General features: G+C 69.9%; 18 protein-coding genes. 7 read left to right on the forward strand and 11 right to left on the reverse strand.

Going from position 1 to position 26,890, the window contains the following annotated elements; all coding sequences use genetic code 11:
* Positions 1–12: 12 nt before the first annotated feature.
* From ybeY to OXG55_12280, 10 genes are all read right to left on the reverse strand, one after another.
* Complete coding sequence (ybeY, locus tag OXG55_12235) at positions 13–558, reverse strand: rRNA maturation RNase YbeY (GenBank protein ID MCY4104004.1); 546 nt, start codon at positions 556–558, stop codon at positions 13–15.
* A gap of 89 nt (positions 559–647) precedes the next feature.
* Positions 648–1,637, reverse strand: coding sequence for a PhoH family protein (locus OXG55_12240; GenBank protein ID MCY4104005.1), 990 nt, complete (start codon positions 1,635–1,637; stop codon positions 648–650).
* A 98-nt stretch (positions 1,638–1,735) separates the two neighbouring features.
* The gene (locus OXG55_12245) at positions 1,736–2,014 is read right to left on the reverse strand and encodes a helix-turn-helix domain-containing protein (GenBank protein ID MCY4104006.1); all 279 of its coding nucleotides are present in this window, start codon (positions 2,012–2,014) and stop codon (positions 1,736–1,738) included.
* A 177-nt stretch (positions 2,015–2,191) separates the two neighbouring features.
* Positions 2,192–4,063 (reverse strand): TSUP family transporter, encoded by a 1,872-nt coding sequence (locus OXG55_12250; GenBank protein ID MCY4104007.1) that lies wholly within the window; start codon positions 4,061–4,063, stop codon positions 2,192–2,194.
* Complete coding sequence (locus tag OXG55_12255; GenBank protein MCY4104008.1) at positions 4,060–4,974, reverse strand: 2Fe-2S iron-sulfur cluster-binding protein; 915 nt, start codon at positions 4,972–4,974, stop codon at positions 4,060–4,062. The genes OXG55_12250 and OXG55_12255 overlap by 4 nt, the downstream gene beginning before the upstream one ends.
* Positions 4,971–6,737: an NAD(P)H-dependent oxidoreductase subunit E gene (locus OXG55_12260; GenBank protein ID MCY4104009.1), complete on the reverse strand. Its 1,767-nt coding sequence runs from the start codon at positions 6,735–6,737 to the stop codon at positions 4,971–4,973. The genes OXG55_12255 and OXG55_12260 overlap by 4 nt, the downstream gene beginning before the upstream one ends.
* 66 nt (positions 6,738–6,803) lie before the next feature.
* Complete coding sequence (locus OXG55_12265; protein ID MCY4104010.1) at positions 6,804–9,194, reverse strand: xanthine dehydrogenase family protein molybdopterin-binding subunit; 2,391 nt, start codon at positions 9,192–9,194, stop codon at positions 6,804–6,806.
* Positions 9,191–9,664, reverse strand: a complete 474-nt coding sequence (locus OXG55_12270; protein ID MCY4104011.1) for a (2Fe-2S)-binding protein — start codon at positions 9,662–9,664, stop codon at positions 9,191–9,193. Before OXG55_12270 ends, OXG55_12265 begins: the two co-directional genes overlap by 4 nt.
* Positions 9,665–9,711: 47 nt before the next feature.
* Positions 9,712–10,593 carry a xanthine dehydrogenase family protein subunit M gene (locus OXG55_12275; GenBank protein MCY4104012.1) on the reverse strand — a complete coding sequence of 294 codons (882 nt, stop codon included), beginning with the start codon at positions 10,591–10,593 and terminating at the stop codon, positions 9,712–9,714.
* The gene (locus tag OXG55_12280; GenBank protein MCY4104013.1) at positions 10,590–11,810 is read right to left on the reverse strand and encodes an aromatic ring-hydroxylating dioxygenase subunit alpha; all 1,221 of its coding nucleotides are present in this window, start codon (positions 11,808–11,810) and stop codon (positions 10,590–10,592) included. The genes OXG55_12275 and OXG55_12280 overlap by 4 nt, the downstream gene beginning before the upstream one ends.
* Before the next feature lie 385 nt (positions 11,811–12,195).
* Here OXG55_12280 and OXG55_12285 point away from each other — a divergent pair, with 385 nt between their 5' ends.
* The 5 genes from OXG55_12285 to OXG55_12305 all read left to right on the forward strand — a co-directional run bounded on the left by OXG55_12285 (position 12,196) and on the right by OXG55_12305 (position 17,708).
* A complete protein-coding gene (locus OXG55_12285) occupies positions 12,196–12,537 on the forward strand; it encodes an STAS domain-containing protein (GenBank protein MCY4104014.1) in 342 nt (113 codons plus the stop codon).
* A gap of 78 nt (positions 12,538–12,615) precedes the next feature.
* Entirely contained in the window at positions 12,616–13,785 is a 1,170-nt protein-coding gene (locus OXG55_12290) for a SpoIIE family protein phosphatase (GenBank protein MCY4104015.1), read from the forward strand.
* Positions 13,782–14,207, forward strand: coding sequence for an ATP-binding protein (locus OXG55_12295; protein ID MCY4104016.1), 426 nt, complete (start codon positions 13,782–13,784; stop codon positions 14,205–14,207). Before OXG55_12290 ends, OXG55_12295 begins: the two co-directional genes overlap by 4 nt.
* Positions 14,204–15,457, forward strand: a complete 1,254-nt coding sequence (locus OXG55_12300) for an ABC transporter substrate-binding protein (protein MCY4104017.1) — start codon at positions 14,204–14,206, stop codon at positions 15,455–15,457. Before OXG55_12295 ends, OXG55_12300 begins: the two co-directional genes overlap by 4 nt.
* 64 nt (positions 15,458–15,521) lie before the next feature.
* A complete protein-coding gene (locus tag OXG55_12305) occupies positions 15,522–17,708 on the forward strand; it encodes an ATP-binding protein (protein ID MCY4104018.1) in 2,187 nt (728 codons plus the stop codon).
* Positions 17,709–17,729: 21 nt separating this feature from the next.
* On the opposite strand, the gene OXG55_12310 is transcribed toward OXG55_12305, so the two are convergent.
* On the reverse strand, positions 17,730–19,619 hold the full coding sequence (locus tag OXG55_12310; protein ID MCY4104019.1) for a molybdopterin-dependent oxidoreductase: 1,890 nt from the start codon (positions 19,617–19,619) through the stop codon (positions 17,730–17,732).
* Between the two features lie 86 nt (positions 19,620–19,705).
* Between OXG55_12310 and OXG55_12315 the strand changes: the two genes are divergently transcribed.
* Both OXG55_12315 and OXG55_12320 read left to right on the forward strand, forming a co-directional pair.
* Positions 19,706–22,924 (forward strand): helicase-related protein, encoded by a 3,219-nt coding sequence (locus OXG55_12315; GenBank protein ID MCY4104020.1) that lies wholly within the window; start codon positions 19,706–19,708, stop codon positions 22,922–22,924.
* A complete protein-coding gene (locus OXG55_12320) occupies positions 22,921–26,760 on the forward strand; it encodes an N-6 DNA methylase (GenBank protein ID MCY4104021.1) in 3,840 nt (1,279 codons plus the stop codon). The genes OXG55_12315 and OXG55_12320 overlap by 4 nt, the downstream gene beginning before the upstream one ends.
* Positions 26,761–26,890 lie beyond the last annotated feature (130 nt).

Below are 26,890 nucleotides of genomic sequence, written 5' to 3' on the forward strand. Positions count from 1 at the left end.
GGCCCTCGCCGGTCACGGCAGAGGCGCCGGCCGAAACGGGCCGGTAGAACCGGGCGAAACGGGCCGGTAGAGCCGGGCGAGCAGGGTCCGGGTTCGCCGCTTCATCCTGAGGAATTCCAGCGGGCCGGCGTGGTCGTGTCCCAGCAGGTGCAGCACGCCGTGCACGATGAGCAGCGCCAACTCGTCGGCCAGCGCGTGGCCCGCCTCGCCCGCCTGGCGGGCCGCCACCGGCGGGCAGACAACGACATCGCCGATGAGTAGCGGGGGGTCTCCGGCGGGCGCGGCGCGGCGGGCGCGCCGTGCGCTCACCTCCACCGGGAACGCCAGGACGTCGGTCGGATGGTCGCTCCGAAGCCAGTCGGCTGCCAACCCGGTGATCTCGTCCTCGTCCACGAACGCCAGGCCCAGTTCGGCAGGGCGCCGGACCCCTTCGCCGTGGGCGGCGGACGCCGCCAGCAGACCCCACCGGTCGAGGTCCAGGTCCTCCCACCCGGGTCCGCCGGGAGCGGAGTCGGGGCCGCGCCGGTCCTCCACCTCGACGGCCACGGGTCCGTGCACGACCCGCCGGCGGCGCTGTGGGTTCTCGTCCCGGTGCCCGGCGGGAGGTCGGCTCCGGTCACCCGGAGAGTCCGCAGGCCCGTCCTCACTCACCCCGACCGGCCCCGCACGGGCCCATTGCCCGCCTCGCTGCTGGCCTTGTCGTAGGCGTTCACGATGTCGGTCACGATGGGGTGCCGGACGACGTCCCGGCTGCTCAGATGCACGAAACGAACGCCCTCGATGCCGGCCAGCAGCGCCTCCAGGTTGTCGAGGCCGCTGCGGCCCCCGGCGACGTCCACCTGGGTCACGTCACCGGTGACCACGGCCCGCGAGCCGAACCCGATGCGGGTGAGGAACATCTTCATCTGTTCGGGCGTCGTGTTCTGGGCCTCGTCGAGGATGATGAAACTCCTGTTCAGCGTGCGCCCGCGCATGAACGCCAGCGGCGCCACCTCCACAACCTCCTGTTCCAGGAGCCGCTGGACCCCCTGCAGGTCCAGCATGTCGTACAGCGCGTCGTAGAGCGGTCGCAGGTACGGATCCACCTTGGCGGCGACGTCACCGGGCAGGAACCCGAGCCGCTCGCCGGCCTCGACTGCGGGCCTGGTGAGGATGATCCGCTCCACCTCGCGCGCCTGCAGCGCGGCGATCCCTGCGGCGACCGCCAGCCAGCTCTTGCCCGTCCCGGCGGGACCGATGGCGAAGGTCACGGTGGCAGAGCGAATGGCATCGACGTACATCTTCTGACCCCGCGAGCGGGGCCGCACCGCCGACCCGCGGGCATGACGGAGCACCTCGTCGTTCAGGACCTCGCTGGGGCTCTCGTCGGCAGCCACCAGGTCGATGACGTGCACCACGGACCGGGAGTCGACCGGCTGTCCCTGGCGCACGAGGGTGATCAACTCCTCGAGGACCCGCGCCACGCTCGGCGCGTCCGGACCGCTGACGGTCACCTCGTTGCCGCGCACGTGGATACCGGTCTGCGGGAACGCCGCCTCCAGCAGCCGCAGATGGCGATCAGCCGGCCCGAGCAGGGCAGGCAGCAGGTGATTGCCGGGGATCGTGACCCGGCAGTGGCTCACGGGTTGCTCAGTCACCGAGGACAAAGCAACCTGGTCGGTGCGGCCGGATTCCCGCTTGCAGTTCGGAGTGGGCGCCGGTCAGCGCGCCGCCCGTGAGGAGGTCCGGCAAGCGACTAGCTCTCCGGTGACGACTCTTCCTCGCCTGCGCCGGAGGCCTGCGCGGGAATCGGATCCGGATACAGATGCTTCAGGGTGCCGGGCTCGACGCGTGACTGCTCGATGAACGCGTCGACATCGCTCGCCTTGAACCGGAAGACCCGCCCGAAGCGATACGCCGGAAGCTGCCCGATATCCACAAACCTGTAAATCGTCCGGGTCGTTAGGCCGAGACGCCTTGCCGTGTCCTCAGTGCTGAGCCAATCGATATCCGACTCTACCATGTCCTCTACCATGTCCGTGATCCTCGCAACCTCGTATCGTTCCCATCCCCCTAGTGCATTGGTGCTGCACAACGGAGACAAACGGTCGTAGCACCTTGTGACAAGCTGCCCGCCGCCCCGGAAACGAAACCAACGACATGATGTTAGTTGATGTCCTGGAACCGAGGGCGGCAATCGCTTCGGGCCGGCTCAGGGGGCGGCGTCGACCTCTTCCGGCGTCACAACGTCGAGCAGGATCTTACCGAAATTTTCATTGGATTGCATGTAGATGTGCGCGTCGACGGCCTCGTTGAGGCCATAGCGCCGGTCGATCACGGTCCGGAGCCGTCCCGACTCGAACAGCGGCAGGATTTCGGTGGCGAAACGCCTGCTGAGAGCGATCTTCTCCTCCAGCGGACGTGCCCGCAGCACGGTACCCGCGAGACGGGCCCGTTTGGACATGAGGCGCCGTAGCGGGACGGTCGCCTCGCCGGCTCCGAGCAGCCCCACCTGCACGATCGAGCCGCACGTCGCCAACGCCGACAGGTTGCGAGCCAGGTTGTCACCGCCGACGATGTCGACCACCACATCGGCGCCGCGCCCGCCTGTGTGTTCGCGGGTCGCCTCGACGAAGTCCTCGCTGCGGTAGTCGACCGCCAGGTCCGCGCCGAGTTCGCGGCATCCAGCCAGCTTTGCCGCCGAGGCGGTGGTTACGACAGTGGCTCCCAGCGCCTTGGCAAGCTGGATTGCGGCGGTCCCCACGCCCGAGCCACCGCCGTGCACCAGCGCGACGCGCCCCGATGTGAGCCCGCCCTGGCAGACGAGTGCATCCCAGGCCGTGATCCAGACCTCGGGAATCGCCGCCGCGTCGGCCAGCGGCAGACCGGCGGGCGGCCGCAGGGCCATGCGCTCGTGGGTGACGAGCTGCTCGGCGTAGGCACCGCCGTTGACGAGTCCCATGACGGGATCCCCGACGGAGAGACCCGCCACCCGCGCGCCGACCGCGGCGACTCGGCCCGCGTACTCGAGCCCCAGGATCTCGACGGTGGTCTCCGGCCCCGGATACCGGCCCATGCGCTGCAGCAGATCGGCCCGGTTGAGGGCCGTCGAGACGACGTCCACGAGTACCTCGTCGGGCCCGGGGACCGGCGAGGGGATCTCCACCGGCCGCAGGACCTCGGGTCCGCCGTAACCGGCCAGAACGACAGCGCGCACCTGGGCGAGCCTACCGCTGCCGTCGCCGGCGGGCGGCGGCCCGTCGTCGGGACTCTCGGGCCCGCCGGATCGGCCGGCTGGACGATCGGGCCCCCGCAGCGCGTCGCGGGCCATCCCCAGGGCGATGGCGATCAGCAGGCCGGCGAAGAGTCCGGTCGCGACGTCCGGTGCGATCACGCCCGCCAGGAGCCCGCCGCCGAAGGCCGAGAGCACTCCCCCCGCTCCGGCCACGAGCGCGCCCCGTAGATCCACGTTGCCGTTGCGCAGGTTGCGCAGGGTGCCGATGAGCGCGGTCGGGAGCACCACCAGCAGCGACGTGCCCTTGGCGGTCACGTTGCCCACCTCGAAGAGCAGGACGAGCGCGGGAACCACGATCACGCCCCCTCCGACACCCATCAGACCGGCCACCAGGCCGACGGCCAGACCCAACCCCACCAGGGCGAACGCCACGGCCACGGTCAACGAGAGGTCGCTGTCACTCTCGCTGGTCCCCGCCAGCAGGCGCCCCGCGGTGACGGCCAGCAACACCACGAAGGCCACCTGCAACGTGCGGATGCGCACCCGGTCGAGCAGGTCGGCACCCACCAGGACCCCGAGGCTGGAGCCGCCGAATATCAGCATCGCGGCGACGACGTCCACCGCCGAGTTGAGCGCGTACGCCACGACCCCGGCGGCGGCGAAGAGTGCGGACGTGGCGAGCGAGGTGCCGTGCGCCACCCGGTGCGGGAAACCCCCCAGCAGCATCAGCCCGGGAGCGATGAAGATTCCCCCGCCGACGCCGAACAGCCCCGCGATGAAGCCGGCGAACAGGCCCACGACGGCCAGAACCCAAGGTGGGCGATCTGCCTGGCCGCCGGCCCCCTTCACGCGGGCGGACTCGTGTCCCGACCGGCTGCGGGGTCCACCCCCGGCCGCTCACGCCGCCCGCCGCCCGCGTACTCGAAGCCGAAGCGACCCTTGATGCAGAGGTGCCCGGAGGTGACCTCGTGATCGTCCGGCGACGTGACCCGGAAGATCTCGTCGTCCTGGGTGTGCAGTTCCAGGTTGCAGCCGACGCCGCAGTAGGGGCAGACCGTCGTGGTCATCGTCTGGATCTCGGGGTCGAACCGGCCCGATTCGCGGAGGTCGAATTCCCGGGTGAAGATGAGCGCTCCCGTCGGGCACACCCCGATGCAGTTTCCGCAGTACACGCACGCCGACTCGGGCAGTTCCACGTCGTACTCGGTGGATATGCGGGCATCGAACCCCCGACCCGCCACGGCGATCGCGAACGTGTACTGGGCCTCGGTGCCGCAGGCGTCCACGCACTTGTAGCAGAGCACGCAACGGTCGTAGTCCCGGACGTACAGCTCGTCGTGGCGCCGCACCGGCTCGCTGACCCGTGCCCGGTCGGGTCCATGGCGTTCGGGGTCGGTTCCGTACTCCTTGAGCCAGCGCAGGATGTCCACCTCGGCGCGGGAGAGATCCACCGAGGAGGCGAGCAACTCCAGAACCATGCGGCGCGAGGCCCGCACGCGGTCGCCGCCGGTGCGGATCTCCATGCCTTCGGTCACGCGGCGTGAGCAGGCCGGGACCAGCGTGCGCGAGCCCTCCAACTCCACGACGCAGACCCGGCATGCGTTGACGGGTGTGATCGTCGGGGCCCAGCAGATCGTCGGCACCTCCACCCCGGCGTCGCGGCAGACGTCCAGGATCGTGCTGCCCTCGGCGGCGGACCGCTCGGCGCCGTCGATGTGTACCGTGACCTTGCGGCGCGGGATCGGCACCGGAGTGCTCATCGCCCCGCTCCGGCGCCTTCGAGCAGTCCCAGACGCCGGGCGGAGCCCACCGCCGAGGCCGCCGTGTGTCCCAGCCCGCAGATCGAGGCGTCGCTCATCACCGTGTCCAGGTCGTCGAGAAGGCCGGCGTCGCCCGGTTGCGCCGCGCCGGAGCGCAGGCGCACGATCGCCTCGTTCTGGCGGACGGTGCCCACCCGGCACGGCACGCACTGCCCGCAGGACTCGTCACGGAAGAAGGAGGTGATCCGCTCCACGACGTCCCCGATGTCCGCGGCGGCGCCGAAGACGGTGACCGCCCCCGAACCCAGCGTGAGGTCGGCCGCTCGAACGTCCTCGAAGGTCAAGGGCACGTCGCTCGCCCCGGGGGGCACGAAGACTCCGGCGGCCCCGCCCAGCAGCACGGCCCCGGGCGAGGCCGGGGCGCCGGCGAGTGCCAGAAGCTCGCCGAGAAGCGTGCCGAACGGCACCTCGTAGACACCCGGACCGCCCACGTCGCCGGCCACCGAGAACAGTTTCGTGCCGGGACTCTCGGCGGTGCCCACGGCGCGGAACCCCGCCGCGCCGGAGCTGAGGATCACCGGCACATTGTGGAGCGTCTCGACGTTGTTGACGACGGTGGGCCGGCCGAACAGACCGACCTCGGTGGGGAACGGCGGCTTCGACCGGGGCTCGCCCCGGTACCCCTCCAGCGAGTTGAAGAGCGCCGTCTCCTCACCGCAGATGTAGGCGCCGGCGCCGCGGCGGACCTCGAGGTCGAAGCTCAGGCCGCTGCCGGCCACGTCGCGCCCCAGCAGGCCGCGCCGGCGCGCCTGGTCGATCGCGCCGACGATCCGCTCCTCGGCGGTCGGATACTCGCCCCTGATGTAGACGTAGCCCCGTCCGGCGCCGACGGTCACCCCGGCGATCGTCATGGATTCGACCAGGGCGAAGGGATCTCCCTCCATCAGCACGCGATCCTTGAAGGTGCCCGGCTCGGACTCGTCCGCGTTGCACACCACGTAGCGCTCCCGCTGCGCCGAGGCCGCCACGGCCCGCCACTTCACGCCGGTCGGGAAAGCGGCTCCTCCCCTGCCGCGCAGCCCCGAGTCGGCGATCTCACGCAGCACCGCCTCCGGGCCCATGGTCAGCGCGGTCCGCAGCGCCCGGTACCCGCCGTGCGCCCGGTACTCCTCCAGGCTGGTCGGATCCACGACGCCGACGCGGCCCGTCAGCCAGGCCTCTCCGGCGGCGACCACCCGAGGCGGCGCCTCCGGCGCACCCTCGCCGGCGAGCGCCTCGGCCACTGATCCCGTGGCCGTCCAGCGGGCCGCGTCGTCCCCGGCGCGCTGCACGAACAGGGCAGGGGCCCGGTCACACCGGCCGAGGCACGGGCTGGGGTGCACGCCGACCGGCTCGTCACCGTCGTGACCGGTGTACGCCGCGGGATCGCGGTACGCGGGGTGGACGCGGCAGGCGACGTCGTCACAGACGTGGACGACCGTGCGGGGACCCGTCTCGGTGCGCAGCAGGGCGTAGAACGTGGCGACTCCGAAAGCCTCGGCGCGGGGCACCTCGATCCGCGCGCAGAGTTCGGCCAGCGCTTCCGGGCTGATCCAGCCGACGCCGTCCTGCAGGGCGTGCAACGACGGCAATAGCAGGTGCCGGCGATCGGGGCCGCGCCGGATCACCCGGCTGTCGACAGGGTCGTGGCGACGCCCGACGGCCTCGTCGAGCACACGCGTCTCTGCCGCGGTCGGCGCGGCGGCCGACCGTCTCGACTCCATCGTCTCAGCCTACGAGCGCGTGCCGGAGCCGCAGGGTCACCCGAGGGCGCCCGGCGGGAACGCTCCTCAGCCGGCCGAATGCCCTCGCAGCAACTCGCGTAGGCGCGGCGGGCTCAGGTTGGCCTGCGTGATCGGCACGCCCAGCGGCCTCAGCGCATCATGCACCGCCGCGGCGAGCGCCACCGGCGTCACGATGAGCGCCCCCTCGCCGGCACCGCGATAGCCGCCGATCAGATCCGAGGGGGTCTCGCGGTGGACGATCTTCGGCTCTACGACGTCCGCGAACGTCGGGATCGCGTAGTCCAGCAGCGTCGTCGTGAGCGGCTGCCCGTTCTCGTCGTAGTGGAGTTCCTCGAGGAACGTCTGCCCGACCGCCTGCATGACCGCGCCGTGGATCTGCCCGTCGAGTATCACCTGGTTCATCACGGTCCCGCAGTCGTGCACGATCGTGAGGTCACCCACGCTCACCACCCCGGTGGCGGGATCGACCTCCACGACCGCGGCCGCAGCGGCCGTGGCATAGGTGGCGGCCACGTTCATCTTGCCGCGCTCGTCGGGGAAGGGGCTCGTGTTGAACGAGTCGTAACCCACGATGACCGACAGGCCCGGGTCCATGCCCGGTGGCAGCAGGAAGGTGTGGAGGTACGCAGCCGAAGCGATCTGGGCGAACGGGATGGCCGCCTCGCCCAGGCGGAAGAAGCCCTCGGAAACCTCGATCCGATCGGCGGGCGCGTCCAGCAGTCCGGCGGCGATGGCGACCATCTTGTCGCGAACCTGCCGCGCGGCCTTGATCACCGCTCCGCCACCCATGACCACCGAACGGCTTCCCCAGGTCCCGCTGCCGTAGGGCAGCACCCCGGTGTCGCCGTCGCTGACGGTGACGTCGTCGGGGCTGATGCCCAGTTCGTCCGCCGCCGCCTTGGCGAATATGGTCTCGTGGCCCTGGCCCTGCGACTTGGTGCCGACCACGACGTTCACCTTGCCGTCGGGCTGCACGGCCAGCATCGCCATCTCGTAGACGCCGAACTGACCGGCCAGACCGTGGATGTTGGGTGCGGTGGCCTCCACCATCTGCCCGATCCCCACGCCGACCAGACGGTCCTCCGCCCGCGCCGCGTCGCGCTCCCGGCAGGCACCGTCGTAGTCCGCCGCCTCCAGCAGGTCCGAGAGTTGATCATGGAAGCTGCCGCAGTCCAGCACGGCACCCGTGGCCGTCACGTAGGGCCGTTGCTCGTCGGGGATCATGTTGACCCGGCGCATCTCCACGGGATCGATGCCGAGCTTCTCCCCCACCAGGTCCATGACCCGCTCGATCAGGAACACGGCCTGTCCCTGGCCGTAGCCGCGGTAGGCGCCCATCGGCGCCTTGTTGGTCGCCACGCAGCGCAGTTCGAAGGCGTAGTCCTGCAGGTCGTAGCAGTTCGGCACGATCGCCGTGGTGACGATCGCCGGACCGGCGCCCAGGATGTAGAGCTCCGGCGATCCGACGTCCGCGATGATCTCGGCGCGCAGCCCCAGGATCCGCCCGTCGTTGCGGTACGCCGCCTCCACGTTGTGGACCTGCTGGCGCGAGTGCACGCTGGCGGTGAGGCTCTCGGTGCGGTCCTGCTTCCAGACGACCGGGTGGCGGACCCGCATCGCCAGCACCGCCACCAGCGCCTCCTCGCGAACCATGTGGACCTTGTTGCCGAAGCCGCCCCCCATGTCGGGCGCCACGACCCGGATCTTGGCCTCGCTCAGTCCGGTGATCTCGGCGAGCACGGTGCGCAGGAAGTGCGGGATCTGGGTCGAGGCGTGCAGCACCAGACGCCCCGTGGCGGGGTCGAACTCGCCGAGCGCACCGTGGCCGTCCAGCGGCAGGCCGATGATGCGGTGGTGCGTGAACTTCTCCTGCAGGACGCCGTCGGCGTCAGCGAACGCCGTCTCGGTGTCGCCGTGGGGGCCCGGGATGTACAGGAAGACGTTGTCGCCCCAATCCTCGTACAGCTGCGGTGCGTCGGCCTCCAGCCCCGCCTCCACGTCGCTGACCGCGGGCAACTCCTCGTAGTCGACCTCGATGAGCTCGAGGGCGTCCTCAGCGATGTAGCGGCTGTCGGCGACCACCGCGGCGACCGGCTCGCCCACGAAACGCACCTTGTCGACCGCGAGCACCGACCAATTGAGTTGGCGCAGCGTCGGGATCGCCTCCAGGTGGTGGTTGAACGTGCCGGTGTCGGCGGCCAGCTCGGGCCCGGTGAACGCCCCGATCACTCCGGGCAGCGTGAGGGCGCCCGAGACGTCGATGCCGCGGATCCACCCATGGGCCAGCGGGCTGCGCAGGATGGCGATGTGCTTCAGGTCGGGGCGCTGCACGTCACCCAGATACTCACCCTGGCCACAGAGCAGCCGGGTGTCCTCGCGCCGGAAGGTTCCCGTGGTGGTCTCCGGCGGCGCCACCGGGGGCGCGACGGCGGTCATGACTGCGCCTCGGCGGTACCGGCGAGCGCCTCCAGCGCGCTGACGATGTTGATGTAGCCGGTGCAGCGGCAGAGATTGCCCGCCATCCATTCCACGATCTCGTCCCGGCTGGGGTGCGGGTCGGTCTCGAACATCTCCAGCGCCGTGAGGACCATGCCCGGCGTGCAGTAGCCGCACTGCAGGCCGTGGTGGGTCGACAGCGCCTGCTGGATCGGGTGCAGCGCTCCCGGCGATCCGACGCCCTCGATGGTCCGTACCTCAGCACCGGTGGCCTGGACGGTGAACATCAAGCAGGAGCGCACGCTGGCGCCGTCGACGAGGATCGTGCAGGCACCGCAGGCACCCTGCTCGCATGCTGCGTGAGCCCCCGTCATGGAGAGGCGGTCCCGAAGCGTGTCGAGCAGCAACTCGCGCGGCTCGACGTCGACCTCCGCGGCCTCACCGTTGAGCGAGAACCTGACATCCGTCATGACGTTCGACTCCTCATGGGTTCCTCCTTGTCGTGATCGGCTCGCGCTCAGCCGCGGCCGGGCGATCCCGCCCGTCCCCAGGCTCTTCGCACGGCATCGGTGGCCAGCACGGCGGCGAGCTCACGGCGGTATTCCGCCGAGCCGTGCACGTCGCCGGACGGATCCGACGCCGCCGCCACCCGTCTGCCCAGTTCGTCCGCTCCGCCGCCGGTCAGGGCGGACTCGCCCAGCAGGAACTCCCCCGCCGCGCTCAGGTCCACCGGGGCGGGGCCGAGACCGCAGCCGGCGACCCGCAGCCCGTCACACGCACCATCCTCGTCACGGTGCAGGATCACGACCACACCCGCCGTGGCGAAGTCGCCGTGGCGGAGGACGAACTCCGAGAACGCGCCGCCGTCGCCCTCGCGGTGAGCGGGGACCTCCACTGCACTCAGCAGTTCGGCGGGCTCGAGGCTGGTCGTGAAGGGCCCCTCGAAGAGCTCGGCGGCGGGAATGGTCCGCTCACCCGCGGCGCTGCTGGCGATCACCTGCCCACCCAGCGCGACGAGCAGTGCCGGCAGCTCCGCCACGGGATCGGCGTGGGCGAGGCTGCCGCCGAGCGTCCCCCGGTTGCGGATCCCGACGTGGCCGATGAGACCCGCCGTCTCGGCGAAGATCGGAGCCTTCTCGCGCACCAGCGGATCCGTCTCCAGGAAGCGATGGCGGCACATGGCGCCGAAGCGCAACGTGCCGTTGCCGGCCTCGAAGCCGGCCAGCGACGCCACGCCGTTCACGTCCACGAGCAGGCTCGGACGCGCCAGGCGGAGGTTCATCAGCGGTACGAGGCTCTGCCCCCCCGCCAGTATCCGGGCGTCGTCGGCGCCGGCGAGCGCCTCAGCGGCCTCGGCGACCGACGTCACGGCGACGTAGTCGAATCTTGCGGGTTTCACCTTGTCGCTCCTATCCCCCCTGCCGCAGGCTCCCGCCGACCGATCCGCTGTCCGGAACTCGACGGCCAGCACCGCTCGTAGCGTCTCACCAGCCAGCGGTTGAACTGCGCCAGGGTCTCCTCCTGCCAGGAATAGCGACCGCGGGGCGCGAACACCGAGTTCAAGCCCTTCTGCACCATGCGGTCGGCGTAGACATCCTGCACGTTGAAGTTATCAACCCCCTGCTCGGCCTGCTCGAAGAGGTACTCGAACATGGGATCGGCGAGCGCCGAGGGCTCGAAGCAATAGCCGATGTGGATCGTGATCTCCCCCGGGCCGTCGGGGCTGATGATGAAGTAGGCGACCTCGTCGGGCACGATCGCCAGGGACAGGGTGGGCGGGATGAGCACGAACGACCCGCGCCGCCGCTGCGCCTCGGTGAGGTTGGCGAAGGTGGGCAGGATGCACTTCTTCGTGGGGTTGAACGACCCGTCGATGTCGGTGAAGTGCTGGACGCGGCCGATGGCCCCGTCGTCGTCGTCCCACCGCAGGTAGTCGTTGAGGTGGCTCGGGGCGAACGTCTGGAGCGGGCCGTGCAGCCGGCTGGCGTGGTAGGGGTCATTGAAGTTCTCCATCATGACCTTCCAGTTCCACGGCAGGTTCGGCAGCGTCTTGCCCTCGCGGGTCACCGTGTCCGACAGACCGAAGTTCTCCAGGATGTCGTCGATCTTCCCCAGGGTGGGCCCCAGTGGCTGAGCGTCGGCGTCGAAATTGCAGAACACGAACCCCTGCCAAAGTTCGGTGCGAAGGCGCGGCAGGCCATGGTCGGCCTTGTCGAACCCGACGGCGCGCTCCATCGCCGGCGCGCCCAGCAGTGCCCCGTCCAGACCGTAGGACCAGTGGTGGTAGGGGCAGGTGAAGCGGCGTGTGTTGCCGGACCCTTCCGCCAGCACCATGCCGCGGTGCTGGCAGACGGCGGAGACGACCCCGATCTCGCCGTCGCCGTCGCGCAGCATGATCAGCGGCTCCCCCGCGAGTGTGATGCAACGGAAGTCGCCCGGCTCGGGAACCTGGTCGGCCCGCCCGACACAGAGCCACTCTCGCTGGAACACCGCCCGCCGCTCGAACTCGTAGAACTCCGGGGACGTGTAGATGACGGGGGGGAGCAGGCATGCCTCGTCGACCGCCCCGACCGACGCGGCGAACGAGTCGCGCAGTTCCCTCGTCAGGACGGTCATGCGGCGCCTCCCTTCCGGCACTGCGACCCTGGCATCGGTGACGCGGACACAACGGGAATTATGGTCGTCACCGGAGCGCCGCACAATCGGGGTGGCGCCACCGCCGACGCTCCGCCGTTGCTGCGACCGCGCCGGCGAGCGGGGCTATGACCCGTCGCGACCGGCGGCCGGCAGGAGCAACGGCGATCGTGAGGCCCACAGGATTGCGGCGCCGCTAGTGTCGGGAGGACGGGCCGGATTGCCGGGACCGCGGCGAACGGGACTATCGTTCTGCTGCGGGCCCGCGGGGGCGCCCCCATGGTCTCCCGGCACGGCTAGATTGTCGGAGCGCCCGGGACGGGTGCGGCGCAGCGGGGAATCACCAGATGGCAGGTAAGGAGCAGAGATGATGGAAGTGACTTCCGAGCGGCGGGGTTCGACGGTGATCATCAACACCGCCGGCCGGGTCGACGGATCGAACGCCAGCGATTTCCAGGACGCCTTGGAGGCCAACATCGGCGCGGAGGACAGCGCCGTCATCCTGAACCTCGCCGAGTTGGACTACATCAGCAGCGCCGGACTGCGCATCATCCTGCTCACCGCCAAGAACCTCCGCCAGCGTAAAGTCGGCTTCTCCATCTGCTCGCTGTCCTCCTCGGTGCACGAACTCTTCATCATCAGCGGTTTCGACCAGATCATCGCTATCCACAGCTCTCCCGAGACCGCCCTCGCCGCGCAGGAGGGCTGACGGAGCAGCGCCCCAGCGACTCTGCGCGGACGAACCACGGAGCGACCCCGAGCGAGCGCGCCGGAGGGACCGGAAGCGATGGCCAAAGCGACATACAAGATCCTCGTCGTGGACGACGAGGTCGACTTGGAACCGCTCATGCTCCAGCGGATGCGGCGCGACATCCGCTCCGGTCGCTACAGCTTCGTCTTCGCCCACAACGGCATCGAGGCCCTCGAGAAGCTGAACACCGACGACGACATCGACATGGTGCTCTCCGACATCAACATGCCCCAGATGGACGGGCTCACGCTCCTGGAACAGATCCCCAGCGTCGACCCCAACATCAAGTCGGTCATCATCTCGGCCTACGGGGACATGAAGAACATCCGCACGGCCATGAACCGCGGCGCCTTCGACTTCGTCACCAAACCCCTGGACTTCGCCGACCTGCGCATCACCATTGAGCGGACCCTCGCCCACCTCACCGAATGGCGCGCCGCCCTGGCCTCCCGCGACCAGCTCGTGTCGCTGCAGAAGGAACTCGACGTCGCCAACAGGATGCAGAAGTCGATCCTCCCGACGCGATTCCCGCGCGAGGGTGACTACGAAGTCTTCGCCCACATGGAGCCGGCGCGCAATGTCGGAGGCGATTTCTACGACGTCATCAACCTCGAGGGGGGCCGCATCGGGCTCTGCATCGCCGACGTCTCCGACAAGGGGGTGCCCGCGGCCCTGTTCATGATGTCCAGCCGCACCCTGCTGAAGGGCGCCTCCATCGGCTGTGACAACCCCGGCGACGTACTGCAGGAGGTCAACGAACTGCTGCGCGAGACGAACGACACCGAGATGTTCGTCACGCTGCTCTACGGGATCTACAACCCCGCCACCGGGGACTTCACCTACGCCAACGGCGGGCACAACGAGCCGCTCCTGATCCGACCCGATGGAAGCTCGTCGTTGCTCCCGCGCACCGGCGGGATCATCCTCGGGGTGATGGCCGGCGTGGAGTTCGCCCACAACACCGTCAACGTCGGGCCGGGCGACACCCTGTTCCTGTACACCGACGGTGTCAGCGAGGCCATGAACGTCGAGGCGGAGGAGTTCGGGATGGAGCGGCTGGCGGCGATTTTCGCCGAGACCCCGCCGAACGACGCGGAGGAGACGACGATGACCGTCTTCAAGGCGGTCCACGGCTTCGCCGGCGAGACTCCGCAGTCCGACGACATCACCTGCCTGACGCTGCACCGAAGCGAGCCGGGGAGTTGAGCGCGCAATTCCGGCTGGAGGTCGGCGCCGCGCAGCACGAGTCCGTCGATGACGCCCTCCGGCACATCGAGGCGTCACTGGATGAGTTCGGCCGCCTCGAGCGCTGCGGTGACGATCTGGCCTTCAAGCTGCATCTCATCATCGAGGAACTGGCCCTGAACGCCATGACCTACGGCGGCGCCGAGAGCGTGCAGATCACCATCACCACCGAGGCCGAGGCGGTCACCGTGGAGATCTCCGACGACGGCGTCGCCTTCGACCCGCTGAACGACGCCCCCCAACCCGACGTGAACGCGGCCCTCGAGGACCGTGCCGTCGGCGGGCTGGGGATCCATCTGGTTCGCACGCTGACCGACGACCTGAGCTACCGCCGGGACGGGGAGCGGAACCACCTGACCCTGGTCACGCGGCAGACGGAATGATCGAACCGCTGCGGCGGAGGTTCCCCTCGGCTCTGGGGGTTCTCGCGCTGTCGGCGCTGGTGGCCGCAGCCTGCACCACCGGCAGCGAACCGGATCAGCCCACCACCGGCTCGACGCAGCCTGCGCCGCTCGACGGGCCCCCGGCCGGCCCGGCCGCGACGGCGGCTTCCCAGGGCATCTTTGAGGACTCGGTCCTCTTCGGCCAGTCGGCCGCTTTCAGCGGTCCCGCCCAGGAGCTCGGTCTGAACATGCGCCTCGGCATCGAGGCCGCCTTCGCCGAGGCCAACCGGAACGGCGGGGTCCATGGCAGGCGCCTGGATCTCGCCTCCCTGGACGACGCCTACGAGCCGGAGGCGGCGGTCACCAACACGCAGCAGCTCATCGAGTCCGACGGCGTGTTCGCGCTGATCGGCGAGGTCGGCACACCCACGTCACGTTCGGCCACCCCGGTCGCCGCCGCCGCGCAGGTCCCGTTCATCGCCCCGTTCACGGGGGCGGAGTTCCTGCGCGACGACGACTGGCGCAACATCATCAACCTGCGCGCCTCCTACTACCAGGAGACCGAGGAGATCGTCGCCAGGCTGATCGCCGACCAAGGCGTCGACCGCATCGCGGTCATGTTCCAGGACGACTCCTTCGGCCGCGCCGGCTACCGCGGCGTGCTGCAGGCCCTCGACCGGCGGGACATGGAACCGGTCGCCATCGGTCTGTACCCCCGCAACACGACGGCGGTGCGCACCGCCCTGTTGGACCTCCAGTTGGGCGATCCCGACGCTGTCGTCCTAGTGGGCGCCTACGAGCCAGTCGCCGCGCTGATCGCCTGGGCGCGCTACCTCGGCGAGGACTGGACGTTCGTCACGATCTCCTTCGTGGGCGCCAACGCCCTGGCCGAGGAGCTGGGCCCCTTCGGCGACGGCGTGTTCGTGACCCAGGTCGTGCCCTTCCCCGATGACGACTCGCTGCCGGTCGTGGCCGCCTACCGCGCCGCCCTGGAGGCGCACGATCCCGACGCCGCGCCGGGGTTCGTCTCGCTGGAGGGCTACTTGGCGGGCCGCATGGCGATCGTCGGACTCGAGCGCTGCGGGCGCGACCTGAGCCGGACCTGCTTCCTCAAGGAGATCCTGCGGGGCGAGCCGGTGGACATCGACGGTTTCGAGCTCGTTTTCGGCGGCAACGACAACCAGGGCTCCGACGCCGTGTTCCTCACCATGATCCGCGACGGCCGCTACGTCGCCACCGGCTCGATGTGAGGACGGTCGGTGACGTGAGCGCCCCCGAGCAGCGGGCGGTCCCGGCCTCCGGGGAGGTCCACGCATGCTGAGAGACCGGCTGCGCGTCCTGGTGGACTTCGCCCTGCGGATCTCGACGCAGATGTACGTGGCGATCGGCGTCCTCGTCTCCCTGACCGTCGCCGCCATCGCCGTGAGTTGGCTGTCGTTCAACAGCATCGAGGGCACCCAGGACCGCGTCAACACCGAGAGCCTGCCGCGGATCGTCACCGCCTTCCGGGTCACCGAGCTGAGCGGCCGGCTGGTCGCCGCAGCCCCGCGCCTGACCGTGGCGGCCACACCCGAGGAGCTCGGCGCGGTCTCGGCGGAGATCGTGGAGACCCAGGAGGAGTTCCGCAGGGAGTTGGAGCTCCTCGAGCAGCAGGACATCGATGCGGCGCTGTTCGTGGCGATTCGCTCGCGCGCCCGGCAGCTCGAGTCCAACATCGCCCAGATCGAGGCCGAGATGCCGACGTCGTTCGCGCTCGCCGTCGAGATCGAGGCCCTGCGCGTGCAATTGGCCGAGATCAGCCGGAAGCTGGACGACATCCTGCTGCCGGCACTCGACGAGCAGCTCTTCTACCAGATGACCGGCTACCGGCAGATCGGCGAGCCCCCCGCGCCGCGCGAGCGGCACTTCACCGAGGCGGAGGTCATCCGCTACCGCCACCTGCTGGCCCTGCAGACCGACACGGCCATCGCCACCCAGCTGCTCTCCAGCGCTTTCAGCGTCTCCAACGCGGCCCTCATCGAGCCCCTGCAGGAGAGCTTCGAGTCGGTGACCGACCGCATCGAGATCAGCGCAACCGCCATCGGTCTGATCGCCCAGCGCGGCTACCTGGTGTCGGTCCTGACCGACCTGTTCGCGTTGGGCGTCGGCGCCGACAGCGGCTTCGCCCTGATCACGGCGCAGCTGGAGCTCGGCGAGCGCCAGCGCGAGCTGCTGGCCCAGAACCGCGTCCAGGCCGCCGAGTTGGCGACCGGGGTGCAGGAGTTGATCAGCAACGCCCGCAGCGACGCCGACGACGCCACCACGGCCTCCGCCGACGCCATCGGGACCTCGCGCGTCCTGCTGCTGGTGATCGCCGGCGTCAGCGTGGTCGTGGGGCTCGCGATCATCCTGGGATTCGTCAGCCGCCTGCTGCTGCGACGGCTCAACCAGCTCTCGAACCGCATGCGCCGCATGGCCGACGGGGACCTCGAGGACGAGGTCGTCATCAGCGGCCGCGACGAGGTGTCGGAGATGGCCCACGCCTTGGAGATCTTCCGCCGCCACGCCCTGGAGGTCCAGCGCCTCAACCTGGTCGAGAAGCTGGCCGAGGAGCTCGGCGAGAAGAACAGCGAGCTGGAGCAGGTCCTGGAGGAGCTGCACAGGGCCCAGGATCAGATCGTCATGCGGGAGAAGCTGGCCGCGCTGGGCGAGGTGACCGCCGGGGTGGCCCATGAGATCCGCAATCCCCTCAACTTCGTGAAGAACTTCTCCGAGGTCTCCGCCGAACTGGTCGAGGAGCTCCAGGAGGTGCTGGAGGAGGCCGGGGACACCCTCACCGACGAGCAGCGGGAACTCATCGCTGACATCGCCGCCGACATCACCGAGAACCTCGAGCGCATCGGCTCGCACGGCGCCCGCGCCAACACCATCGTGCACGACATGCTGATGATGAGCCGTGAGACCGGCGAGTGGCGGCGCGCCGACATCAACGGGCTCATCGAGGAGCACGCCAGGCTGGCCTTCCACAGCGCCCGCGCCGTCGATCCGGACTTCCAGCTGAACCTGGAGTTCGACCTGGATCCCGAGGTGGGCGAGCTCGAGGTGCTGCCCCAGGACCTCGGCAGGGTGTTCATCAACATGGTGGGCAACAGCTGCCACGCCACCGACCAGAAGCGCAAGAGGCTGGTGGAGGCGGGCGAGGGTTCCTCCTACATGCCCACGGTCCGCACCAGCAGCCGCCGGACCCCCGACGGCGTCGAGATCAGGATCCGCGACAACGGCGACGGCATCCCCGCCGACGTGGTGGACAAGATCTTCAACCCGTTCTTCACCACGAAGCCCACCGATCAGGGGACGGGCCTGGGCCTGGCGATCACCAACGACATCGTCCGCGAGCACGGGGGCAGCATCGGCGTGGACACCGCCCCCGGCGAGTACACCGAGATGACCATCTCGCTGCCCGCGCAACGGACGGAGGCCGCAGCGGAGGATCCGGCGGAGGCCGCCCCCGCCGAGGAGTGACGGCCGCCCGGGGACGGGCCGTCAGCCGGCGAGAGGCTCGACGCGCACCGCCGTGGCCTTGAAGCCCGCGGTCCCCGAGAGAGGATCCCAGTCGTCGGGCACGAGCAGGTTCGTGTCTACTTGGTCGGGGAAGTGGAAGGTCAGGAACGCCAGGCCCTCGACCAGATCGGGGTCGAAGCGCACCGGGGCCTCCACGGCGCCGCGCCGGGACACCACCCGCACCACCTCGCCCTCGGCGATCCCCAGGCGGCGGGCGTCGGCGGCGCAGAGGTCCAGCTCCTCCCGGCGGCGCAGCGGCGAGGCGAACGATCCCGACTGGACCCCCGTGTTGAACGAGTCCAGGCGCCGCCCCGTCGTCAGCCGGATGGGGAACGCCTCGTCGAGGGTGTCCAGCGGCGCCTCCCACTGCACCGGCACGAACGGCACCCGCGGCCCTTCGAGGGGATCGGCCCAGAGCCGCCCGTGCAGGAACTGCGACCCCGGGTGCTCCTCGTCGGGGCACGGCCAGCGAATGCCGCCCAGCGCCTCGAGCCGCCGGTAGGTCATCCCGGCGTGGTAGCTCGAGAGCGAGCGCAGCTCGTCCCAGACCGCCTCCGCGTCGGGCTCGCCCCAGTCGTGGCCCAGCTCGCGGGCCAGGGCGAAGGTGATCGCCAGGTCGTCGCGCGCCTCGCCGGGGGGCGCCACGGCGGCCCGCACGAGCTGCACGCGCCGCTCGCTGGAGGTCACGGTGCCGGTGGTCTCGGCGAAGCTGGCCGCGGCGGGCAGCACCACGTCGGCCAGCTGCGCCGTGGCGGTCAGGAAGATGTCCTGCACCACGAGGAACTCCAGGTCGGCGAGCACGCGCCGGGCGTGCGCCACGTCGGCCTCGGAGTCGGCGGGGTTCTCGCCGACCACGTACAGCGAGCGCAATCGCCGGTCCGCCATGGCCTCGAACATCTCCGAGAGGTGCCAGCCGGGCTGCGGCGGCACCGGGGCGCCCCAGGCCTCCTCGAAGCGGCGCCGCCCGGCCTCGTCGCTGAGGTCACAGAAGCCGGGCAGGCGGTTCGGCAGCGCACCCATGTCGCCGCCGCCCTGGACGTTGTTCTGGCCCCGCAGCGGCGCCAGGCCGGAGCCGTAGCGCCCCACGTGGCCGCACAGCAGCGCCAGATCAATGAGCGCGAACACGTTGTCGGCGGCGTTGTGGTGCTCGGTGATGCCGAGTGTCCAGCAGAGCTGGGCGCGCTCGGCCGTGGCGTAGAGGTGGGCCAGCTCGACGATCGCCTCGGCGGGCAGGCCCGTGATCGACGCGGCCCGCTCGGGGGTGTAGGGGGCCACGGTGGCGGCGTAGTCCTCGAAGCCGGTCGTGGCATGGCCGATGAAGTACTCGTTGTGCAGCCCGGCGGCGATGATCTCGGCGGCCATGGCGTTCGCCAGGGCGATGTCGGACCCCACGTTCACGCCCAGCCACAGGTCGGCGAAGCTCGCCGAGGCGCTGCGCCGCGGGTCTACGACCACCAGCTTGGCGCCGTTGTTCCGGCCGGCCAGCATGCGGTGGAACATGATCGGGTGGGCAGCGCGGGCATTGGAGCCCCAGAGCAGGATCAGGTCGGTGTGCTCGAGTTCCTCATACGAGCTCGTCCCTCCCCCGACTCCGAAGACCGTCGTCAGACCGACGACGCTGGGGGCATGTCAAGTGCGGTTGCAGCTGTCGATGTTGTTCGAGCCGATGACCGTCCGGGCGAAGCGCTGCAGGGCGTAGTTCAGCTCGTTCGTGGCCTTGGAGCAGCTGAACGCGCCGAAGCTCTGCGCACCGTGGCGGCCGACCGACCGCTGCAGGCCCTCGGCGGCACAGGCGAGAGCCTCCGACCAGCTCGCGGGCCGCAGGTCACCGCCGCGGTCGCGGATCAGCGGCTCGGTGAGGCGTTCGGGCATCGTGAGGCCTCCTCGATCGTCCCGGCGCTCCCCCACAGCCTACGGCCTCACCTGCGGTGTCTCAGCGCGACAGTACGGTTCGTGGTGTGAGCGGTCCGGGCGGCGGCGATCTGTTCATCGTCGACAACAGCATCTCCGGCTGGACGGCGCTGGAGTATCTGCGCCAATGGACCGACGTGGCGCGGTCGTTCGACATCGCCACTGGGTTCTTCGAGATCGGGGCGCTGCTGGCGTTGGACGGGAAGTGGCAGCAGCTCGACAAGGTGCGGATCCTGATGGGCGACGAGGTGTCGCTGCGCACGCGTGACGCGTTCAAGGATGCGCTGCGGCGCCGGGTCGGCCGGCTGGACGACAGCCTGGAGGACGAGAAGGGTCCGAACCCGCTGCTGGAGGGTGTCGAGGCGATCATCGAGGCGATCGCCGAGGGGCGGATCGAGTGCCGGGTCTACCGCCGGGACAAGTTCCACGCCAAGGCCTACATCACGCATGCGCGCTTCGACGTGATCGGGGCGCAGGCGTTGGTCGGTTCCAGCAACCTCACCCCGGCGGGACTGACCCGGAACGTGGAGTTGAACATCCAGATCCGCAGCGGCCGGGAGGTGTCACAGCTTCAGGACTGGTTCGATGCGCATTGGGCGGAGGCCACCGACGTCAGCGACGACGTGTTGCGCACCATCGCCCGCCACACCGCGGCGTACTCGCCGTTCGACGTGTACGCCAAGGCTCTGCACGAGTACTTCGGTGGCCGGGAACTCACCGCCGGGGAGTGGGACGAGTCGCGGTCGCGGATGTTCGGCCAGCTCGACCGGTACCAGAAGGAGGCGTACTGGTCGTTGATGAAGATCGCCCAGAGCCACGGCGGGGCGTTCCTGTGCGACGGCGTGGGGCTCGGGAAGACGTTCGTGGGGCTGATGCTGATCGAGCGTCTGGTGCTGCACGAGAACCGCCGGGTGGTGCTGTTCGCCCCGAAGGCGGCGCGGGAGGGCGTCTGGGAGCCGCACCTGCGGGACTGGCTGGGTCACATCGGCGGTGTGGGCGGCAGCGCCGACTTCTCCAACCTCACCGTCCTCAGTCACACCGACCTGCACCGCGGCGGCGCCTTCCCCGAGCGGTTCGCGCGGATCGCCGAGTTGGCCGACGCCGTCATCGTCGACGAGGCGCATCACTTCCGCAACCGCGGCAGCCGCGGTGACGCCCCCGGCCCCGGAGGCCCGGCCGGTCTCGCTGCAAGCGGCGAAGGCCCCGGCGGCCGCGGCGACGACGAGCGGGACCGACGCTCGCGCTACTGGCGCCTGTTCGACCTGCTCGCCAGCGAGACGCGCCCCAAGTTGGTCTTCCTGCTGACGGCCACGCCCGTGAACAATCGCTTGGCCGACTTCCGGCACATGGCCGAGCTGTTCACCCGCGGCGACGAGGCCTATTTCGCCCGCCGCCTGGGCGTCAACAACCTGACGGCGCACTTCAACAACATGGAGCGCCGCCTGTCGGAGTCGCTGGACGAGGGGCTCACCACCGAGGCGGCCGAGGCGCTGGCCGCAGACGAGGTGTTCTCGTCGCTCGTGGTGCAGCGCAGCCGCGCCTACGCCCGCGCCAGCCAGACCGCCGAGGGGGGCGCGGACACGGCGTTCCCCGAGCGTAGGCCGCCGCAGGTGGCCGAGTACTCCATCCGGGCCTCCTACGGTGAGCTGCTGGACATGTTCAGGGAGGCTTTCGAGAAGAAGGACCCGCTGTTCTCCCTCGCCGTCTACTACCCGCTGGCGCACTACACCGGCCCCGACGGCAGCATCAATCCAATCGAGGAGAACCGCCAGCGCCAAGTGGTGGGCCTCATCCGAACCCTGTTCCTGAAGCGGTTCGAGAGTTCCGCCTACGCCTTCCAGGCGTCGCTCGACCTGCTGCTGCGCAAGCTGCTGGCGTTCGCGAAGGCCCACAGCGAGACCGACGCCGAGCGGGGCCGCTTCGAGGCTTGGCTGCGGGCCAACGCCGAGTTGGTCGGCTACCGGCCCGAGCAGCAGCTGCCGCTGGGGGAGATCCTCGACGAGCCCGCCCAGGGCGACGCCGACGAGGACGCCGAGGAGGACGTCGTGCCCCCCGAGCTGCTGGAGGCGGTCGCACACCTCCCCCGCGGCGACTACGACGTGCCGGCGATCCTCGAGAAGACCTTCGCCGACCTCGACGGAATCGTGCGGTTCATCGACGTGGTCCGCCGGCTCGAGCCCGCCCGGGACGACAAGCTCCGCAAGCTGGTTCGCCTCCTGCGCACCAAGGATCTGGCCGCCCGCAAGGTGCTGGTCTTCACCGAGTTCGCCGACACCGCCCGCTACGTCGAATCGCATCTGCGCGACGCCGGCATCGACGGCGTCGCCCGCATCGACGGCGGTTCGACCGTGAACCGGGCCGAGGTGATCCGGCGGTTCTCTCCCTACTACAACGGCAGCAGTTCGGCTGACCTGGCGGCGCGCGGCGACACCGAGATCCGGGTGCTGATCTCGACCGACGTTCTCTCGGAGGGCCTCAACCTGCAGGACGCCACCCGGCTCATCAACTACGACCTGCACTGGAACCCGGTGCGGTTGATGCAGCGCATCGGACGCGTCGACCGCCGCCTCAACGCTGCCGTCGAGCAGCGCCTCACCGCCGACCATCCCGAAGTCGCCGGCGACCGCGGCACGACCCGCTACTGGAACTTCCTCCCCCCCGACGACCTCGAGGACATCCTGAAGCTCTACGAGCGAGTCGCCGGCAAGACGCTTCTGATCTCCCGCACGCTCGGCATCGAGGGCCGCAAGCTGCTGCGCCCCGACGACGACTACGACCCGCTGCGGGAGTTCAACGCCACCTACGAGGGCGCGAAGACCTCGATCGAGGAGATGCACCTGGAGTATCAGGCGCTGCTGAGAGCCGACCCGGAGCTGGCGGCGCGCCTCGACGGCTTGCCCGGGGCGGTGTTCTCCGGCCGCCGCCGCCCCGCCGCCGGTGCCCGCGGCGTGTTCTTCTGCTACTCCCTGCCCGCCCTCGACGCCGACCGCGGCGCCTTCACCCTCGAGGCCGGACCGACCCGCTGGTACCTCTACGACCTCGACAACGACACCGTCATGGAGTCGCCCGCAGACGCCGCCGGCATCGTCGCCGGCATCCGCTCCAAGCCGAACACGCCGCGGCGGTGCACGATGAGCGCCGCGACCCTCAAGGAGGTTCGCGACATGGTCCTCGGCCACATTCGCAACACCTACCTGAAAATGGTCAACGCGCCCATGGACGCGCCAGAGCCCAAACTGCTGTGCTGGATGGAGCTTAACCAGTGAGCACAGAACGCCCCGACAGGGTCGAGACGCTTCGCCGGATCCGCATGTTCAAACAGGTGCTCTGGTACTTGATGGACGAGCGGGGTTGGCCACTGGGGGCCGACGCCCTCGAAGTGGAGGACCTCGAGTCACTGACCTACGACTGGGATCCGCAAGAGTTGGGCATTCCGGTCGAGGCGCTCGGCAACCTCAGGCAGCTGCGCCAGATGCGGCCCGTCACCGCGGACCAGCCGTGGGGCGTGTTCTTCCTGGAATTCACGGGGACGAGGCTGCCGATAACCCAGGTGCGACACATCCTGCGCGCGCTGGTCACCAAGAAGCGATCCGCCGACGGCAGGGGCCGGCCATCGTGGGATCTGGCCGACCTGCTGTTCATCGTCATGACGGGCCCGGCGGGCACGGTGGAGCTCCACTTCATCGCCTTCGAAGGCGACAGCCCGGCCACCGCGGAATTCCGGCCGCTGACGTGGCGGCCCGACTCGCCACCCGGCCATCTACGCCGCCTCGCGGAGGATCTGCTGCCGTGGCTTGACTGGCCCGACGACGACCGCGACGTGGAGTCGTGGCGCGCTGGCTGGCGCCAAGCGTTCAAGCTGCCGGCAGGCCAGGCGATCCGCGACGCAGCCCGGCTGGCCGAACGCATGGCGTCCACTGCCAGTGACCTGCGGAGCCAGATCGCCGAGGCACTCGACGCCGAGGCGGGCGAGGGGCCGTTCTCGACGTTGCTGGGTGAGGTCCGCACCCAACTCGTCAGCGACGTCGACAGCGCTCGTTTCGCCGACATGTGCGCCCAGACGCTCACCTACGGCGTGCTCAGCAGCCGGGTGACCGACCCGGAGGGCTTCGGTTCGTCGCCGGTCTTCTCGTCGGTGCCGCTGGCGAACCCGTTCCTGGAGGCGTTCTTCGAGCAGATCCACGACCAGGCCGTCGCGCTCGACATACCCGGCAGCGGCCTCCCGCAACTCGTGGCCGACCTGCGGGAGACGAACGTGGAGGCCATCTTGGACCAGTTCGGCGCCACCGCCAAGGGCGGCGACCCCGTCATCCACTTCTACGAGGAGTTCCTGAAACGCTACGACGCCAAGATGCGCGCCGACGCCGGCGCCTTCTACACCCCCCAGCCGGTCGTGGAGTTCATGGTCCGCCTGGTCGACGAGGTCCTGCGCACACGTTTCGGCCTGCCGCTGGGCATCGCGGACGCCGCCACCTGGGCGGAGGTGGCCGGCCGCAACGGCTTCGCGGTGCCCGAAGGCGTCGACCCCGACAAGCCGTTCGTCTCGATGATCGACCCCGCCACCGGCACCGGCACCTTCCTCGTCGAATGGCTGCACCGCGCCCAAGCAAGCTTCGGCGACGGCGCTGACGCCACCGGCGCGCAAGGCAGCCCTGCGACCAGTCCCATTTCGGCACGCGCTGAGGACTCACCAGCGACGGCGCCGGCGACCAGCACCGCCCCGCCTGCGCTCGCTCCTGGTTCGAGGCGTGCCGGTTCTGCCGAGGCTTCGCTGGGCAGCGACTGGCCGAACCATCTGCGCGACCATGTGCTGCCGTCGATGCATGCCTTCGAGAACATGCTGGCCCCTTACGCCATCGCCCATCTGAAGGTGGCTCTCGAGTTCCACAGCGCAGACGCCAGCGACGCGCCCGCGCAGATACTCCTGACCGACACCCTCGACCACCGCGCCACCCAGCAGCAGTTCGCCGCCATGGCCGACCCGATAGCCGCCGAGGGCGAACGAGCCGCCGAACTGAAGGAGTCCGAGCGCTTCACCGTCGTAATCGGCAACCCGCCCTATGACCGCGAGCAGCGCGACGTCGGCGACACCGGGAGGCGCAAGGGCGGCGTGGTCCGCTACGGGGCTCCGGGCGTCGCGCCGCGTGGCCTCGGCCGCTCACCCGGCGTCTCGACGACCCGTGCTCCCCGGCGTGGCGCCCCGCTGCCAGCACTGCTCGACGACATCACTGAGCCGATGCGCGCCGCCGGCGTGGGCCACCACCTGAAGAACGTCTACAACGACTACGTCTACTTCTGGCGATGGGCCGTCTGGCAGGCCACCGAACTGCCCCCGGCCCCCGGCGTGGTCGCCTTCATCACCGCCTCGTCGTACCTCGACGGCGTCTCTATGGGAGGTGTGCGCGCCCTGCTGCGGGTCGCTTTCGACGAACTGTGGATCGTCGACCTCGGAGGCGAGGGCCGCGGCGCGCAGACCGAGGAGAACGTCTTCGACATCCGCACGCCAGTGGCCGTCGCCATCGGCGTACGCAACGGCACCGGCCCTACCGATGAGCTTCATGACGCCCGCATCGGCAGGGACGAAGCAGCGACCCGCGAGTCCGACCGCAGCACCTCCGGCGGCCCACCGGACTCGCCCGCCCCGGCCGCTGGCTCCGCGGCCCGTGCTCAGACCGCCGGCGCGGCTACCGGCGGTCGAGGGGGAACGTCGAACGCGGACGCCAGCCCGGCGGCCAACGACAACGCTCGCGACGAGGGAACGGTTGGCGATTGCACCGTCCGCTACCTGCGGATCACGGGCTCCCGAGCCGACAAACTCGCGAGGCTGGGCGGAATCGGACTCGACGACCTGTCCGAGGAGGTCCCAGGCACGGGCCTCGACGGGCTCACGCCCCGAAGCGACACTGCGTACTACGACTGGCCCCAGGTCACCGACCTGTTCCCTTGGATCCGCTCGGGCTGCAAGCTGGGTCGTACTTGGCCGATTGCAGAGAGTCGTGCCCTCCTTGCGAGCCGTTGGGAACGCCTCGTCAGGGCGGTGCCGCGCAGTCGGTGTGAGCTGTTCGTCGAGACCAACACCGGCAAGAAGATGCACGACGCCCCCAAGCCTCTGCTGCCATCCGAGGACAGTCTCCGACCGATCCAGGAACTCGATATCGGTGATGCTCCCGAAGGATTCGACCGGTACGGATACAGAAGCTTCGATCGCCACTGGATCATTGCCGATCACCGGGTGGCTGATCGTCCAGGTCCTGGCCTTTGGGCGGCACGGGGTCCGAGGCAGGTCTTCCTCACGAGCCTGACGTCCACCAAGATCGGGCGAGGCCCGGCGCTGACCGTCACGCCCTACGTTCCCGACCTCCACTGCTTCCGGGGCTCCTACGGAGCGAAGGACATCATGCCGCTCTACCGCGACCGCAGCGGGCGGGCACCGAACATCGCCGAGGGCCTGCTCGCCGCCGTCGGTGACCGCCTGGGCGCCGAGGTCTCACCTGAGGATCTTCTCGCCTACGTGTACGCCCTCGCCGGCACTGCCGCCTTCACCGAGCGATTCGAGGACGAGTTGTCCGAGGCGGCCGGCCCGATCCACCTGCCGATCACCGCCGAACCGAACCTGTTCCAGCGCGCGGTGGAACTGGGCCGCGACCTTCTCTGGTGGCACACCTGGGGTGAGCGCTTCGCCCCACCCGGCCAGACCCGTCTCCCGCCCGGGCGAGCCCAGCAGACCACCCCCGTCGGAGGCATGCCGGAGAAGTTCGGCTACGACCCCGACACCGAGACCCTCACGGTCGGCACCGGCACCTTCGGACCCGTCAGCCCCGAGATCTGGAACTTCGAGGTCTCCGGCCTGAAGGTCGTCAGCTCTTGGCTCGGCTACCGCATGAAGACCCGCAAGGGCCGAAAGTCCAGCCCCCTCGACGAAATCCGCCCCACCCGCTGGAGGGAGACCGACGAGCTCCTCCGCCTCCTCGCCATCCTCGAACACACCGTCGAGGTCACCGCCGGGGCCGCCGCCCTCCTCGACGAGATCCTCGCCAACCCCCTGATCTCCGCCGCCGACCTCCCCCAACCGACTCCGGACCAGCGCAAACCCCCGGCCTGAGTGTCGCGCCCTGGGGGTGAACTGGCGCAATACGCTTAGGCCGCCTGGAATGCCCGACTGACGACAGGTCCGCTGTCACGCGAGAGGACGCCGCCATGGGTACTCGACTCGTTCTTCGGCTCTGCGGAGA

The sequence above is a fragment of the bacterium genome, assembly GCA_026708055.1.
Classification (GTDB): Bacteria; Actinomycetota; Acidimicrobiia; order Acidimicrobiales; family CATQHL01; genus VXNF01.

Bases quoted from the DNA above. Each gene is read 5' to 3' on its own strand.
- OXG55_12245 (MCY4104006.1), bottom strand. From the start codon at position 2,014: ATGGTAGAGGACATGGTAGAGTCGGATATCGATTGGCTCAGCACTGAG.
- OXG55_12255 (MCY4104008.1), bottom strand. From the start codon at position 4,974: ATGAGCACTCCGGTGCCGATCCCGCGCCGCAAGGTCACGGTACACATC.
- OXG55_12260 (MCY4104009.1), bottom strand. From the start codon at position 6,737: ATGGAGTCGAGACGGTCGGCCGCCGCGCCGACCGCGGCAGAGACGCGT.
- OXG55_12265 (MCY4104010.1), bottom strand. From the start codon at position 9,194: ATGACCGCCGTCGCGCCCCCGGTGGCGCCGCCGGAGACCACCACGGGA.
- OXG55_12270 (MCY4104011.1), bottom strand. From the start codon at position 9,664: ATGACGGATGTCAGGTTCTCGCTCAACGGTGAGGCCGCGGAGGTCGAC.
- OXG55_12280 (MCY4104013.1), bottom strand. From the start codon at position 11,810: ATGACCGTCCTGACGAGGGAACTGCGCGACTCGTTCGCCGCGTCGGTC.
- OXG55_12285 (MCY4104014.1), top strand. From the start codon at position 12,196: ATGATGGAAGTGACTTCCGAGCGGCGGGGTTCGACGGTGATCATCAAC.
- OXG55_12290 (MCY4104015.1), top strand. From the start codon at position 12,616: ATGGCCAAAGCGACATACAAGATCCTCGTCGTGGACGACGAGGTCGAC.
- OXG55_12300 (MCY4104017.1), top strand. From the start codon at position 14,204: ATGATCGAACCGCTGCGGCGGAGGTTCCCCTCGGCTCTGGGGGTTCTC.
- OXG55_12305 (MCY4104018.1), top strand. From the start codon at position 15,522: ATGCTGAGAGACCGGCTGCGCGTCCTGGTGGACTTCGCCCTGCGGATC.